Source organism: Candidatus Falkowbacteria bacterium (assembly GCA_018674305.1).
GTDB lineage: Bacteria > Patescibacteriota > Patescibacteriia > UBA11705 > JABHMO01 > JABMRF01.
On sequence record JABHAL010000013.1, the window covers coordinates 1 to 14,847 of the forward strand.

A 14,847-nucleotide genomic window follows, 5' to 3' on the forward strand; every position below is an offset into this window, starting at 1 on the left:
CATAACACATAACACATAACACATAACACATAACACATAACACATAACACATAACACATAACACATAACACATAACACATAACACATAACACATAACACATAACACATAACATAGTTTAATATATATGAATACAACATTTAATAAAATCATAGGATCTTTATTCATCTTGTTTTTGATTTTACTTGGTTTGGCGTATTTTGATGTTCCACGTGGCGGCGGTGCTGACACCGCCGTTGATGTACGGAACGGTCGCGACCCTTCCGTACAAAACCAGGAAATGCAGGTGCATTTCCTGGACGTGGGCCAGGGCGATTCGATTTATATTCGGACACCAAGTGAACAAGACATTTTAATTGACGGTGGACCAAATAAAAATGTATTAAGTCAACTCGGAGAGGTGATGCCTTTCTGGGATCGGGAAATTGATGTGATGATTTTAAGTCACCCGCATTCGGACCATGCGACTGGACTTGTAGAGGTCCTCCGGCGCTTTGACGTTAAACAAATATATTACACTGGCGTTTTGCATACTGCGCCGGATTATTTAGCTTGGTTAGATGAAATTAAAAAACAAGAATTGAACCTGAAAATTGTTGATCAGCCATTTGAGATTGATTTTGGTGAAGATGTTAAATTAGAATTCTTATATCCTGATGAAAGTTTTCTAAATAAAAAGGTTAAGGAATTAAACAATACTTCAATCGTGAATCGGTTGGTTTATGGTGAGACCAGCTTTTTGTTTATGGGAGATGCTGAGGAGGAGGTGGAGGAGCATTTAATAAAAATATCCAATAACCAATATCCAACAACCAATAAGAAATTAAACAATTCAACAATTAATGAGCAAACTCCAATAACCAATAACCAAATCCATTTAGTTTCAGACGTTTTAAAGTTAGGGCATCATGGTAGCTCAAGTTCTAGCATAGAAGAATTCTTGAAAGCCGTTAGTCCTGTGTTAGCGATTGTCCAAGCAGGACTGGATAACGAATTTGGTCATCCTCATTTACGTGTATTAGAACGATTGAAAAGATTGAAAATTCCAATTTTACGAAATGACCAAGAAGGTCGAATTTTAGTGGTTAGTAATGGTGAAGAGATTTTTTTAGAACAATAGTCTTTACGAGCATTTAAATAATTGTACTTGACTAAATCGTCTAAATTTGCTACAAGGATAGTGGAGGTAGTTCTTTGCACATGATACTTTTTCTCCTGCCTATAAGTCGTCAATGGAGGAATTAATTATGCGTTTGACAACTTACGGAACACGAGGGAGTATCCCGATTTCAAACCCCAAAAGCGTAAAGTACGGGGGAAACACAACTTGTATTCGGATTGAGTCAGAGTGTATACCAGCCGGACAGTGGTTGGTATTAGACGCAGGGAGTGGTTTTGTGCCACTGTCTGGGGATGCACTCGCAGCAAAAATTTCACAAATGAATCTTTTGCAGACTCATCATCACCATGATCATAATCAGGGAATGCTGCTGTCACCAATTACGTTCATCAAGCAGATTCCGTTCCATGTTTATGGTCCGATGCAGGACAACTGGTCGCCAAAGCAGGTCTTTGAAGCGATCATGCAAAAACCATTGTTTCCGGTTCCGGCAAAAGTAGTGCTTTCGCATTTTCATTTTCACAAGCTTGAATATCCGACCACAGTGGTCATTCTGGTTCATCCAGAAGGAGGGTTCAAGTTGATGGACGTGGATGTGTTCGAGAAAACTATTGCCAAAGACGCACCCTTGCCTTTCAAGGGGATGCGTTTTCCCGTCGGTGAATGCCTGGTTATAAAAATGCACCGGACAGAGCATCCTGAAACTACGATTTCATATCGAGTTGAGGAACGCCCGACCGGCAAAGTGGCAGCAGTCTTGACTGATCATGAAACTCAGGCCTCAGTGCCAATGAGTCTTCGTGCTCACTTGAAAGATGTTGACGTTTTGTTGCAGGATTGCCAGTATACACCCGAAGAGTACTACAGCGGACGAACCGCTGGCTTTGGTCACGGAACACCTGACTTTGCTGCCACGCTCGCTGGAATTGTCGGCGCGAAGCGGCTTGGCCTGATGCATCATGATCCGAAGTCTACTGATCAGGATGTGGATGCGATTCTCGCGATTGCTCGCGAAGAGGCTGGTAAAAACAAGAAAGGTATTGCTCCGAAGAGTATCTTTGCTTGTGCCGACTACATGATAATTGAAGTTTAGTTTCTAACAAAAACCAAACGCTTGGTAGATTAGAGAAAGGTATCTAACCGCAAAGACAAAACACCTCCGAAGACCGTTTGAATCTGAACGGTCTTTTTTTATAGGCCTTGATTTATGAATAGAATCTGCTATACTTTGATTAATTCAGTTCATATCAAGCTTTATGAACTTGATAAACTTTATAAACTTTTAACTTATTCATTATGAAAAATGAAAAAACCTTAGTCCTAATTAAACCAGACGGAATTCAACGCAGTTTAATGGGAGACATTATTCAACGATTTGAACGTGTAGGCTTAAAGTTGGTAGCCATTAAAATGGTAGTACCAGAAGAAGATCATATTGAAAAACATTATACCCTAGATCCAGAATGGCGAAGAATTACCGGTGAAAAAACTATTAAAGGATACAAAGACAAAGGTCTTGAACCACCAAGTAATGATCCTCTAGAAATTACTGCAGTAATTTTAAAAAATTTAATCAAGTATATGACTTCAGGTCCAGTTATCGCTATGATCTGGGAAGGTGTACACGCAGTTAAGATTGTTCGCAAGTTAGTTGGAGGTACTGAACCTTTTACTTCAGACGTTGGAACAATTCGAGGTGATTATGTGATTGATTCTTATCAATTGTCAGATCAAGATGGTCGCTCAGTTAGAAATTTAGTTCACGCTTCTGGTTCAGTTGAAGAAGTTGAAAATGAAATTAAACATTGGTTCAAACCAGAAGAAATTATCGATTACCGTTTGGTGCAAGAACAGATTTTGTATGATGTAAATCTAGATGGGTTATTAGAATAAAGACAAATTTTCAAATTTTTACGAATGTTACAAATAGAAAAGACGCAACTTGTTTGCGTCTTTTTGATTCTTAAAGTTGACTTAATTAACCAATCAACTAATTAACTAAGTCGCTTAGAGTGTTTTCATGCTTTCATGTTTTTATGCTATAATATAATTAGCCCTAGAACTGGCAGAATTTCGGGTCTCGTATTTAATGGGACGCATATATCGTTACGGTCCGTGGATCGTAATTGCTGTGACCCACTTGGCTCCTAGCCGAAAATTCGTAGTTTTGGGGTCTTTTTGTTTGGTACGGATGTACTGATTCACATACAGATTATACGGATTAACTGAGTTTAAGTAGTAATATGGTAAAGAAGATAACAAAGACAAATGTTACAAATTGTGATAAAATAATTAAGAGGGTGATTGATTTATAGTTGAGCCTTATTGCCCTGTTTATCCCTATTTAGCCTTATTAAACCTATGAGTTTCGAATCTATGCCACAATCAAACCAAGAAAAAACCGGTGCAGCGAGTCCGCATGCCCTTGATGGTACCAAAAAGCAGGTCAAGAAATTTGAGCCGGATGATTTTGAGGTTGGTCTTGAGGATTTTGCACCAGGTGGTAACCGTTATCACGATCCTGATGTAGTTAAAGAACCAAGCTCGGAAAAAGAAAAAGATTATGTTATTCGATTCATGGAGGCGTCTGAAACAAAAAATATAATGGAATGTTTTTTTAGTCTTAAACAATTATACTTAATGCATCACAAGGCGTATGCAGATTTAAAACAGGATTTTGTGGGATTAATTGATTATTTTTTAAGTAAGGAAGACGCTGAGGTGGTGGGAAAATACCGATTGGACTTGGAGTTACTGAAGGATTTTGTAAACCAAAACAAATTTGATCGTTTACCAACTCAAACTGAGTATCTTGAACAGTTGTCAGAATTTGGTCAAGCTGCGATACTCAAAGATACCGAAGATCATTTTGAAACTGCTCAGAAAGAGGTGGTGTTGAATGTTTTTGAGGGCTCATTAAAAGCAGGTCCAGCACAAAATCCTTATTCAGCCTATTTACAGGTAATTAGAGCTAAAGAATTAGGTTTACCTGAATCTGCAGACATGAAACAGCGCTTTTTAGCATTTATCAATGAAGAATTAGCTAAAGATTCTCAGGATTTAGCAAAAGCAGCAAAGGTTCATTTGGTTGGGCTGAGGCAGAGGTTGCAGGAGTGGGAGGAGGAGCTTAATTAAATAGAATTTCTTGAGAATATTCTCTGTTGTAATCTAGGGATTATCAGGTAAAAATAAAATTATATATAATCAAGTCACATAAATAAAACTCAACCTTATGACTAAAAGAAAAGGTTTTACATTAGCAGAATTATTAATAGTGATTGCAATAATTATCATTATAGTAACAATTGTATTTGTTGCTTTAGACCCATTAACTAAATATAGAAATGAACGTGTTTCCAGTCGCTGGTTAGACATAAATTCGGTGATTCATGCTATCAAGGAGGATCAAAGAGACAATGGAGGGGCGTATTTATCTGCTATTGCGAAAATGAGAGAAGGAGTAATTTATATGGTTGTTGACGGGTCTACAGTTGATAGTTGTAATAATCAAAATGAGAATTGTGTTACGAATGTTACAGATGCTTCAAGTTGTGTTGACTTGTCTGGATTAGTTGAAGAAGGGTATTTAGGTAAAGTTCCTATTAGTCCAAATGGTTTTGGGCAATGGGGACCAATTATGTCTGGTTATACTTTACAGCGTGATGCAACTAATGTCCTTCATATCCGTGCTTGCGAATTAGAAAATCCTGATGCTGCTGAAATATATATTTCACAATAATACTGAATATAAAAACGGTTAATAAATTGACCGTTTTTTGTTTTTCTGCTTTAATTGTCATAGTATAAGTAACTAAAACTATTAATATGAAAATCGAATTTGAAGCTACATTTGCTGATATTAATATCAGTGAAGTACGAGAAAAATTAAAGGAACTAGGGGCTAAACTAATTAGACCTGAAGCTTTGATGCGACGGGTAAATTTTTATCCACCGATTGATGATGACACTGGTTGGATGCGCGTTCGTGATGAAGGTGATCGAATTACATTAAGTTATAAACGTTTTCTGGGATACAAAGAGGGAAGTGACCAGATGGATAATCAGCAAGAAATATTCTTAGAAATTAATGACTTTGATCAAGGCGTTCAGCTTCTAGAAGTTTGTGGTGCTAGAAAAAAATCATACCAGGAAACCAAACGAGAGGATTGGAAATACAAAGGTTTAGAAATCTCTATAGATACTTGGCCGGGCTTGGAGCCTTTTGTTGAGTTGGAGGGTTCAGATGAAAAAACCGTTAAACAGGTTGCAGAAGAATTAGGGTTTGATTATTCTGAAGCAATTTTTGGGCCGGTAGGTTTGATCTACGAAAAGAAACTTGGCATTCCACCTCAAGTTATCAATAATGAAACTCCAGAGATTACCTTTGAAAGTCCACCCCAAAAGTATACCAAGTAATGTTTTAAGATTTTGTTTAGAATTTATAAATAATTGATCTACACTTCCGATTTCGTAAAGCTTCGACCGGTGAGCAATATAACAGTCTGGCAATATAACCATGAACTATAACTCGCTGTGCTAGTTAAGTTCACGGCAAGCAATTTAATTCCATATGCAACAAATAAATTGGTCTGATTTTGAAAAAGTCGAATTAAGAGTAGGTACAATTACAAAAGTAGAAGATTTCCCTGAAGCAAATAAACCAACCTATAAATTGGATGTTGATTTCGGTCCAGAAATCGGAATAAAAAATCCAGCTCTCGGATTGTTGAATTATATTCAAAAGACGAACTGCTGGGTAAACAGGTAATTGGCGTGGTGAATTTTCCACCTAAGCAAATTGGACCGTTTGTCTCTGAATGTCTAATTACTGGATTTTATAATGAGAAAGGAGAGGTTGTTTTGGCCGTCCCGGAAAGAGAAGTTGATAACGGCGCGAAGCTTGGATAAATTTGACAACTTTTTATTGTCTTTGTATAATATATTTGTATGAATTACAGAATTAATAAAATCAACAGTTGGTTTTTCTTCTTTACTGACACAGAGGTCGGTTGATTTATGGTTCATGTAATTTGTTAATTCGGAACCAGCCGGCCTCAGGGTCGGTTTTTTTGTTTTTTCACAACTAGGCCTCATGAAAAATGAGGCAAGGAGAAGAACGATGAGTTCAAGTACAGATTTGCAGGAGTTTATTGGTAAGTTTGCCTTTGCGCCAGAAAAAGGATTTAAAATTGGAGTGGAACGTGAGTGTCATTTAGTCGACCAGACTGGAATAATTGTTCCTAGAGCCCCAGAAGTTTTGACTTATCTGTTGAGTCGGGCTAATGGTCACGCTAGTTGTTATGGCTATGAGTTGTCAGCTTGTCAGCTGGAAGAGCGACTGCCTGGACCTTCCAATTTCTGGGAAGTAAAGAAATTGCTTTTACGGAATGCGGAAGAAATTGAAGCAGCAGAAAGAGCTTTGGGTTTTGAGCGAGTTTATCATGGAGTAGCCCCTGAGGATATGTCATTAGAGGTTTACCCGGATGAACGATATCTGAGAATTACCAAAAAAATGCCAGTTGAAATGCTTCGCGCTGCCTGTCGGGTCGCGGGTGTGCATATCTTGGTAGGTATGCCTGACGCAGAAACAGCGATGAAGGTTTATAACCGGACGGTGGCATTTTTACCTGAACTGTGTACCCTCGGTCATACCCAAACTGGCGATCGTTTGGCGGTTTATCGGTCAGTAGTCTTGAAAGGTATTTACAAAAGTGAACGGATTAAACTGTTCGAAGATTATTTGACAACTGCGCCAGTCCCACCTGTTTACAAAGATTGGCAGGCGTTCTATGAGCGGGCGGTGATTGAAGGTTTTGATGAAGATCCTCGCCGATTATGGGATTTTATTCGTCTGTCCAAGCATGGAGCAATTGAATTCAGGATGTTCGACACAACCGAGAGCATTGATTTGATTATGCTCTGGGTTGAATACTGTCTGGATCTGTGTCAGCGTTTAGCAAAGTAAAACAAAACAAAAAAAAGAAGCTATCCACGATAGCTTCTTTTACATTTATTTAATATTATTCAGTTGGGAAGAATTTGAATGTTACTAGGATGTCATCAGTAAACTCAGTAAAGTCATAACCTTCAATATCTCCATTGAAAAAGAAGACAGCTCTTCTCCCATAATAATCGTCATCCTGATCATAAATTTCTAGATAATGATAAGCGCTTTTGGTGCTTGGCATGTCTACTCCATCTCCTACTGATGAAAGCCATCGAATGTTATCGAACTCTAATGACCAATTGTCATTGCTCGTGACCTGTTCTGTCATATTTGAATGGTCAGATTCATTTTTCTGGCTATTATAGTTTGACTGAACATTTTCATAAGCCAGGTCAACACTAAACCAACCCTGGATTTGTTTGCCATTTTGGACCGGGGGGGTGATGACGACTTTATTTCCATTAGCCAAGGTTAAGCTCCAGTCCGGATCGTAACAAAATTCGTAATGTTCGGTAGCTTGATAATCTTGCTTGAAGTGTTTTAAATTGGAATTTGTAGGGCAATTATCTAGCGTAATGCTGGCGGCCCATTCGCTGAGAGAATTAGCTGTCGGTTCTGTAAATTCAAATGTATTCCAAAGGCCGTCCATAAAGAACTGGTCATCACTATCAGCTTTAATATAGGACAAGGTAATTAAATGTTTGTTGATTTGGTTTTGAGCAACAATGTGATAGGCGGTCATGTCATCAAAATCCTGGGTTATCATCTCGGCGTATGTGCCCTCTGCATTATTTCCAGCATGCCAGGTTGAGGTATTTCCCATTAAACCTGTTCTAAATGCACTAATTGAATCATAGAAATCAATGTCCTGTCCAAGACCATCGTGTGCTTCACCTTTAATCCTTGTAAAGGTGATTGTATGGTCAGCGTTTTCTTTTACCTCACCTTTGTCATTATAACAAAAAGTGTATTTATAAGTAGTATTGGTGTAGCGCTTCATGTCCATTGGACAAACTTCTCCTAGATCAACATCAAGGCTTGCACCATCACCAGAAAGTTCGATTTGTGCTAGATTGGCGTTTGTAATTCCTAATCCCATACCCTTCATTAGGAGCCAGGCATCACCAGGTTTTCCCAGAAAAAATAATTGATTATTACTAGGATTAATATAATAAGCTTCACCGTTAGCTTCAACACGAAGAACTATTCGGCCCGCTAAATTCGCTGGTGCAAAACCGTTCCAGTTGTTATAAGTTGTTTCGCTTATTCCAAGTCCAAGCGTTTTCATGACATTAAAAGCGTCAATCGGGCGTCCTAGGTAATAGCGTTTTAGATCAAGTGGGTAGACGTACCAAGCCTCGCCATTTTCCTCTACTTGAATTAAAATTTTTCCTTTCGTTGCTTCTGTAACTGAGCCAGCGTTGGCTGTTCCGATTAAGCTGAAAACCAGGGTAAAAATCGCTAGGAAGATTGTCAATTTTTTCATAAAATTTAATTATTTTATTAGGTATTGTGTATTGGGTATTGTGTATTGGGTATTAAGTGGTTTACTCATGACGCAATGCTTCAATCGGGTTTTTCTTAGCTGCTTGCCTGGCCGGGTAGAGGCCAAAAACAATTCCGACGATTAATGACATGCCAACTGCGATAATCAGGCCAGGCCAGGAAATTGCAAAGGCCCAGTCAAACCCTTGAGATGTGGCAATAACTGAAACTAACCAGGAAAAACCAATTCCAATAATGATTCCAATTATTCCACCAACTAAAGTTAAAATGACCGATTCAGCCAGAAATTGCCATAAAATATCTTTGTACTTGGCACCATTTGCTTTACGCAGGCCAATCTCAAAAGTTCGCTCAGTTACCGAAACATACATTATGTTCATAATACCAACACCTCCGACAATTAAGGAAATTGAACCGAGCGCGATTAATAGAATTTGAATACCATATATTACAACATCCATCATTTCTAACATTTGGTCCATGCTGATTACCGCAAAGTCATCTTTGTTCGGATCAGATATTTTATGTTGGTCGCGCATTATTAAAGTTACATCTTCGACAGTTTGTTCTCCAATCTCAGGGTCAATCATCTGCGCAAAAACAAATGAAACATAATCAATACCCAGAATTCTTTTTTGTAGAGTTTGTACGGGCATAAAAATCATGTTGTCCATGTCAAATCCAAACGAAGCACCTTTTTCCTTTAGACCGCCGATAACTCGAAATTTGTCTTTATCGATTTTAATTGATTCTCCAATTGGATCTTGTTCTCCAAATAGTTTATTTTTAATATCATAACCAAGAACAACCACTTTTGTTAAGGCTTTGTTTTCTTGTGCTGTGAAAAAACGGCCTTGATCAACTTCCGCAGTATCAATATCAATAAAGGCCGCATTCGTTCCAAACAAAAAGGCCTTTTTTATTTCACTTTCATAATTAGCCAGTTTTTGTCCCATTACACCAACGTAATAGTTCTCAATGTTTGGATGACGACTGACCGCTTCAGCATCTTCCTCTTTTAAAGTGGTGATTACAGATCCACCAACCATGGAGAAAGCGTTGTCTACGGAGGTTTGAGATGTTTGTGGAGTTTTGACTTCAATTTCAATAAAGTCAGTTCCAAATGCTTCCAGCTCACCAACAATCAAGCCTTTAATTGCTTGACCGGTTGATAGAACAATAATTACGGCAGCAATGCCAATCACAATTCCAAGCGCAGTCAAAAAGGTACGCCCTTTGTTTTTATTAAAGGTTGATAATGCTATTTTGATTGGAAGTAAAAAATTATTCATAACGTAATGCCGTTATTGGGTCAAACTTAGCTGCCTTTTTTGCTGGATAAATACCAAAAGTTAAACCGATTAAAAAGGCAAAAACACATGATAAAATAATTGAAAAACCGGTAATTGTGAAATCCCAGTTGTAATCAAGTTTGTTCACAATGATAGAAACTAAATAAGAAATAAAAATGCCGATAATAATTCCAATTACGGCACCAAAAAAGGAAAGAATGATTGTTTCTGTCAAAAATTGATTGGTGATTTGACTTTTCGTAGCACCGACAGCTTTACGAAGACCAATTTCCTTAATTCTCTCAGTTACAGAGGCAAGCATGATGTTCATGATTCCAATGCCACCTACGATTAGAGAAATGAAAACAATTGCAATTAGAAAAAATTGGAGAGCGTTGGTTACGGTTCCAAGTGCCTCCATCGCATCGGCGGTGCTTCGGACTGTAAAGTCATCATCCTCAGCGTTTTCAATGTCGTGGCGGTCTCGTAGCAATAATTTGATATCTTCAACGGCATTGGCCATATTTTCTTCCGAGTCAACTCTGGCACGAATAAAACCTAGATGATTAATTCCAACAACTTTTTTTTGCGCAGTTGTTAACGGTAAAAAAATCATTTTATCTACATTCTGAAATCCGGATGACCCGACTGGCTCAAGGACTCCGATCACTCTGAATTTATTATTTTTGATTTTAATTTTTTCGCCAATCGGATTTACGCCTTCAAATAGGTCTTCGTTTATTTGTTGTCCAATGACGGCTACAGCACTAATATTTCGTTCATCTTCTTCTGTGAAAAAACTGCCGAGCTCAGTTTCTACGTCAGCTAACTTCGGATAGTCGGCCGATGTGCCGTAAACTGAGGCAGTTGTTTTTTGATTTGCCCAAGAAGCAGTTTTCGTTGCGCTAACGTATGATGAAACTGCTTCAATATGAGGAAGTTTAGCAATTGCTTTTGTGTCATCATCTTGCAAAGATGTGATTATGATTCCCATGGCAGCAGCCGGTGGACCATCTTCATCTCCACCACCTGGTAAAATACCAATTACATTAGAACCAATACTATTGAATTGATTAGTGATTAAGCTTTGTGCACCAGCAACAACAGAGGTAATTATTATAACTGAAGAAATTCCAATAATAATTCCAAGCATAGTCAAAAAAGAACGCATTTTCTGAGCGCGTAGATTTTTTAGTGATTGCTTGATTGTAGTTTGGATAAACATTTTTTAAAATTTTCAATTTACAATTTTGCAATTTTCATTAAATTTCTAATTTGCAATTTTCAAACTGCCTTCTGTTTGAAAATTTTACTTCGCAAGGTCGTCGCCATCTTTAAATATGTGCCGATTCTTAACTTGTTTGTCTGTTGAAATCAAGCCGTCTCTCATGAATATAATTCTTTTTGCAGCATCAGCAACATCTTGTTCGTGAGTAACCATGATAATCGTTTTTCCTTGTTTATTTAAGTCTTGAAGAATTTTCATAATGGAGGCACCGGTTTTAGAATCCAAATTACCGGTTGGCTCATCTGCTAGAATTACGTCCGGATCATTAACCAAAGCTCGCGCAATTGCTACGCGTTGTTTTTCTCCACCGGAAAGTTGATTTGAAAAATGATCTTTGCGATGTTCAAGGCTGACGGCCTTGATTGCTTTATTGGTTTTAACTTTATGTTCGGCGTTGGAAAGTTTACCGTAAACAAGTGGTAGTCTGACGTTATCAAAAACCGTTGTTCTGGTTAGAAGATTAAAGGATTGAAAAACAAAACCAATTTCTTTATTGCGCAAGCCGGCTAATTCTTCTTCTTCTAAAGCAGTTGTATTTTTTCCTTTGAAAAAATATTCACCTTTGGTTGGTTTATCCAGAAATCCGACAATATGCATTAACGTTGATTTTCCAGAACCGGACGGGCCCATGATCGCTAAAAATTCACCTTGCTCAATTGTAAAGCTAGCTTCTTGTAGAGCCATAGTCTCCACATCTTCTGTTTTATAGCAGCGTTGTAAACTTCGTACGTCAATTAATTTTTTTTCTTGTTTTTCCATGGTAATGTTTGTTATTATTTTCCGTTTTTAATACTGATCACAATTTCATCTCCTTCGTTAATACCTTCAAGAATTTCCACGTTACCGTTTGAACCACGAAGACCGGTTCTAACTTTTACTTCTGTGAAATCAAGTCCGTCTTCATTTAATATTCGAACAATTTTATCACCGTTTTGTTTTAGAATTGCTCTTTGTGGAACGCTAATTACATTTTCCTTTTTTTCAGTTAAAATATCTAGGTCAGCGGTCATTCCAGATTTAATTAAATCACTTTCCTCATCAAATTGAAAAGTAACTTTATAAGTTGGCACATTATCAATAATGGTTTCCGCTGGGTCAATTTTAATTACTGTGGCCTGGAATTCTTTATCGCTACTATATGCGTCAAGAGTTACAATTCCAATATCGTCAATTTTAATATTAGCAATATCCACTTCCGGTACGTTAGCCTCGATTTGATACTTTGCTTCAGAAATTACAGTTATGACTTGTGAATTTGCTGCCACAATTTCACCCAACTTAGCATCAATTTTAGTTACAATGCCCTGAATGGGGGAGGTTATATATGTCTTACCAATTTGGGCTTGATAATTAGCTACATTGGCCTGCGCGGATTTAATTGAAGCTAGCTGAGAATCAACATTTGCTTGAGCTTGGTCAACTTTTGCTTGTTGAGCAGCAATTTGCTCTGAGGTATAGCCAGCCTGAGATAAGGTTAGTTCGTTTTGTGCAGTGGTTATAACACTTTGTTTTGTGTTAACAGTAGTCTGTGCCGCAATAATGTTACTTTCACTTGTTGCTTTCTGGAGAATAATAGCTTGTTCTTTCGTTGTTAAAGCCGTTATCTCAGAATCAATATCAGTTTTTTCTGTATTTATAATAGTAATATTAGCAGAGCTCATTTCTAAAACGATTGGTATGTTATTCAATTCAGTTTTAACGGTTTGTATAGCGTTTTTTACGGTTTGTAGGGCATTGTCAATGTTGCTATGAGTTGGATCAGCTTGGGTACTTAACAAAATCCCTTTTGCGCCACCAGTTAAACCGCTTAGATTGCTTTTTGTCCAACGACCAGCATTGGTCGCTCCCCAAATTGGATAAATCATATTACCTTTAGCCGTTGAGAACTTTGAACTGTCCTGGTCATTGTCATTAAAATAGGTAGCTTGAATATCCGTAATTGTATAAATAGTGTTTTCTGCTGTAGTTATGGAAGTAGACAGTGCGTTGAGTGCAGCTTCATAGTCTTCAGCCAAGTCAGTAGTCGCTTTGTTTTGTACATTAGTTAAATTTGATTGAGCGTCAGTCAAAGCAACCAAAGCATTATTAACAGCAGTTTGTTTTATTTGTAATGTTTCAGGTCTAGTGCCCAGTTTGTATTCTTCTAACGTAGATTGTTGCGTGGCCAAGGCCGCTTGGTATTGAAGTAATTGCGCCTTAGCTTGATCAACTTGAGCAGAAGCTTGATTACGTTGCGCCGCCAGATCAGCATTATTTAATCTTAGCAATACTTTTCCCTTGAAGACTTGATCACCAACCTTAACGGGTAAATAGGTCACTTTACCGCTTTTTTCCAAGGCTAAATCAACTTCTTCAGCAGCTTGCACTGAACCTGTAATGCTGATTTCTTGAATTAGCTCTCCAGCCTGAATTTCAAGAGTGTCAAATTCAGGTAGTACAGGTTTTTTGGCTTGGTAAATGAAAAAACCAACGATGATAATAACGATGACTGTAATGATCCAAAAACTTTTTTTCTTGTAAAACATATTACTTGTAATTATTTAATATTTTTTGATATATATTGACCAGATTTTTTTTGTCTTGTTCGTCTAGGACTTTAAACATTTCTTGAGCGATTTTTTTCATTTTTATAACGGTTTGCTTTATAAAAGTTTCGCCATCTGGCGTGACTTGCAAATTAATTTTTCTGCGATCACTTTTTGAATGGGTTCGTTTGACTAAGCCTTGCTTTTCAAGTTTGTCGATCAGGGTGGTGGCGGACGGACTGGTTATAGCTAGAAATTCAGCTACGTCCTTGCTTAAAGTTTTAGGATTTTTTAAAATAAAACTTAGGGTTTCAGCCTGAATATAGTCTACTGGACTAAAGTTTTTTTCTTTGCACATAGAATTCATGAGTGCTCGCTTGGTGGCGAACAGCATAGAAACTAATTGTGAGTTTAGGGTCTTTGGCATATAATTAGTTTGTCTAACTATTAGGTAGTCTAATTATAACGAATTGAATAGATTTGTCAAGTAAAAAAACACAGCCGGTGAGGGCTGTGAGTTGTGAGTTTAATCTTTAAGTCGTTCAATTAATCTTTCGGTGATAGACTCGATTACACCTGGGCGTTTCTCGAGAGAGTAAACATCTAGATAAAGAGCCATATCAGAAAAGATTAGGTTAAATAGTTTACAAAGACGAATCAGCAGTTCGAGTGAAATGGACGTTTTTTTCTTCTCAAGTATGGAAATGTAGGATTCTGAATAATTCAGCCTTTCACCTAGGTCTTTTTGTGACCAACCAGTTTGTGCACGTAGTGCAGTGATGAGGTTTCCTATGCCAAGCCCAAGAAGTCGTCTATTGTTATCCATGATGGCCCCTAGATTGTTTGTGTGAAGGAACAATAGTTTTAGTATATAGAATGAGGGGTTTTTGTCAACCGATATTAGTAGAGTCAATTCATGAATTGACTCTATTGGTGATATCATTCTAAATTTAGACAATAATCATGGTTGATTCTTGACTTTTGTATTGTAATAATGTATATTGTTTAGTTAATTGTGTAATTTTACAATGGAGGTAGAGATATGCCATATTTTTGGGCAATTGTGGATGTGGTTGTGATTCTTGGAGTAGTGGTTATGGTTGCTGTCGCAACTGATTGGATTAACAGAAAATCAGGATTTGAAAACGGCAAACTCGATTGAGTTGAAGTT

Annotated in this window: 14 protein-coding genes and 1 pseudogene; 8 read left to right on the forward strand and 7 right to left on the reverse strand. The window is 37.6% G+C overall.

Annotated features, from left to right (window positions below):
• The first annotated feature begins 125 nt into the window (after window positions 1-125).
• The 8 genes and pseudogenes from HN643_04600 to HN643_04635 all read left to right on the forward strand — a co-directional run bounded on the left by HN643_04600 (window position 126) and on the right by HN643_04635 (window position 7,083).
• Window positions 126-1,118, forward strand: a complete 993-nt coding sequence (locus HN643_04600) for an MBL fold metallo-hydrolase (protein MBT7500920.1) — start codon at window positions 126-128, stop codon at window positions 1,116-1,118.
• A 127-nt stretch (window positions 1,119-1,245) separates the two neighbouring features.
• Window positions 1,246-2,211, forward strand: a complete 966-nt coding sequence (locus HN643_04605; GenBank protein ID MBT7500921.1) for a hypothetical protein — start codon at window positions 1,246-1,248, stop codon at window positions 2,209-2,211.
• Between the two features lie 203 nt (window positions 2,212-2,414).
• Window positions 2,415-3,011, forward strand: coding sequence for a nucleoside-diphosphate kinase (locus HN643_04610; protein ID MBT7500922.1), 597 nt, complete (start codon window positions 2,415-2,417; stop codon window positions 3,009-3,011).
• Between the two features lie 468 nt (window positions 3,012-3,479).
• A complete protein-coding gene (locus HN643_04615) occupies window positions 3,480-4,253 on the forward strand; it encodes a hypothetical protein (GenBank protein ID MBT7500923.1) in 774 nt (257 codons plus the stop codon).
• Window positions 4,254-4,350: 97 nt separating this feature from the next.
• Entirely contained in the window at window positions 4,351-4,857 is a 507-nt protein-coding gene (locus HN643_04620) for a prepilin-type N-terminal cleavage/methylation domain-containing protein (GenBank protein MBT7500924.1), read from the forward strand.
• Window positions 4,858-4,943: 86 nt separating this feature from the next.
• The gene (locus HN643_04625; GenBank protein ID MBT7500925.1) at window positions 4,944-5,534 is read left to right on the forward strand and encodes a CYTH domain-containing protein; all 591 of its coding nucleotides are present in this window, start codon (window positions 4,944-4,946) and stop codon (window positions 5,532-5,534) included.
• Between the two features lie 154 nt (window positions 5,535-5,688).
• Window positions 5,689-6,026, forward strand: a pseudogene (locus HN643_04630) (tRNA-binding protein).
• Window positions 6,027-6,210: 184 nt separating this feature from the next.
• The gene (locus tag HN643_04635) at window positions 6,211-7,083 is read left to right on the forward strand and encodes a hypothetical protein (GenBank protein ID MBT7500926.1); all 873 of its coding nucleotides are present in this window, start codon (window positions 6,211-6,213) and stop codon (window positions 7,081-7,083) included.
• 55 nt (window positions 7,084-7,138) lie between these two features.
• On the opposite strand, the gene HN643_04640 is transcribed toward HN643_04635, so the two are convergent.
• From HN643_04640 to HN643_04670, 7 genes are all read right to left on the reverse strand, one after another.
• On the reverse strand, window positions 7,139-8,551 hold the full coding sequence (locus HN643_04640; protein ID MBT7500927.1) for a hypothetical protein: 1,413 nt from the start codon (window positions 8,549-8,551) through the stop codon (window positions 7,139-7,141).
• Window positions 8,552-8,612: 61 nt separating this feature from the next.
• A complete protein-coding gene (locus HN643_04645) occupies window positions 8,613-9,863 on the reverse strand; it encodes an FtsX-like permease family protein (protein ID MBT7500928.1) in 1,251 nt (416 codons plus the stop codon).
• Complete coding sequence (locus tag HN643_04650) at window positions 9,856-11,088, reverse strand: FtsX-like permease family protein (protein ID MBT7500929.1); 1,233 nt, start codon at window positions 11,086-11,088, stop codon at window positions 9,856-9,858. Before HN643_04650 ends, HN643_04645 begins: the two co-directional genes overlap by 8 nt.
• An 84-nt stretch (window positions 11,089-11,172) precedes the next feature.
• A complete protein-coding gene (locus tag HN643_04655; GenBank protein ID MBT7500930.1) occupies window positions 11,173-11,910 on the reverse strand; it encodes an ABC transporter ATP-binding protein in 738 nt (245 codons plus the stop codon).
• 14 nt (window positions 11,911-11,924) lie between these two features.
• Window positions 11,925-13,676: an efflux RND transporter periplasmic adaptor subunit gene (locus HN643_04660; protein ID MBT7500931.1), complete on the reverse strand. Its 1,752-nt coding sequence runs from the start codon at window positions 13,674-13,676 to the stop codon at window positions 11,925-11,927.
• A 1-nt stretch (window position 13,677) separates the two neighbouring features.
• Entirely contained in the window at window positions 13,678-14,103 is a 426-nt protein-coding gene (locus HN643_04665) for a MarR family transcriptional regulator (GenBank protein MBT7500932.1), read from the reverse strand.
• A 99-nt stretch (window positions 14,104-14,202) separates the two neighbouring features.
• A complete protein-coding gene (locus HN643_04670) occupies window positions 14,203-14,502 on the reverse strand; it encodes a helix-turn-helix transcriptional regulator (protein MBT7500933.1) in 300 nt (99 codons plus the stop codon).
• Window positions 14,503-14,847: the final 345 nt, after the last annotated feature.

Coding starts and splice junctions, on each gene's coding strand:
- HN643_04600 (MBT7500920.1), top strand. CDS start 126: ATGAATACAACATTTAATAAAATCATAGGATCTTTATTCATCTTGTTT.
- HN643_04605 (MBT7500921.1), top strand. CDS start 1,246: ATGCGTTTGACAACTTACGGAACACGAGGGAGTATCCCGATTTCAAAC.
- HN643_04610 (MBT7500922.1), top strand. CDS start 2,415: ATGAAAAATGAAAAAACCTTAGTCCTAATTAAACCAGACGGAATTCAA.
- HN643_04615 (MBT7500923.1), top strand. CDS start 3,480: ATGAGTTTCGAATCTATGCCACAATCAAACCAAGAAAAAACCGGTGCA.
- HN643_04620 (MBT7500924.1), top strand. CDS start 4,351: ATGACTAAAAGAAAAGGTTTTACATTAGCAGAATTATTAATAGTGATT.
- HN643_04625 (MBT7500925.1), top strand. CDS start 4,944: ATGAAAATCGAATTTGAAGCTACATTTGCTGATATTAATATCAGTGAA.
- HN643_04635 (MBT7500926.1), top strand. CDS start 6,211: ATGAAAAATGAGGCAAGGAGAAGAACGATGAGTTCAAGTACAGATTTG.
- HN643_04640 (MBT7500927.1), bottom strand. CDS start 8,551: ATGAAAAAATTGACAATCTTCCTAGCGATTTTTACCCTGGTTTTCAGC.
- HN643_04645 (MBT7500928.1), bottom strand. CDS start 9,863: ATGAATAATTTTTTACTTCCAATCAAAATAGCATTATCAACCTTTAAT.
- HN643_04650 (MBT7500929.1), bottom strand. CDS start 11,088: ATGTTTATCCAAACTACAATCAAGCAATCACTAAAAAATCTACGCGCT.
- HN643_04655 (MBT7500930.1), bottom strand. CDS start 11,910: ATGGAAAAACAAGAAAAAAAATTAATTGACGTACGAAGTTTACAACGC.
- HN643_04660 (MBT7500931.1), bottom strand. CDS start 13,676: ATGTTTTACAAGAAAAAAAGTTTTTGGATCATTACAGTCATCGTTATT.
- HN643_04665 (MBT7500932.1), bottom strand. CDS start 14,103: ATGCCAAAGACCCTAAACTCACAATTAGTTTCTATGCTGTTCGCCACC.
- HN643_04670 (MBT7500933.1), bottom strand. CDS start 14,502: ATGGATAACAATAGACGACTTCTTGGGCTTGGCATAGGAAACCTCATC.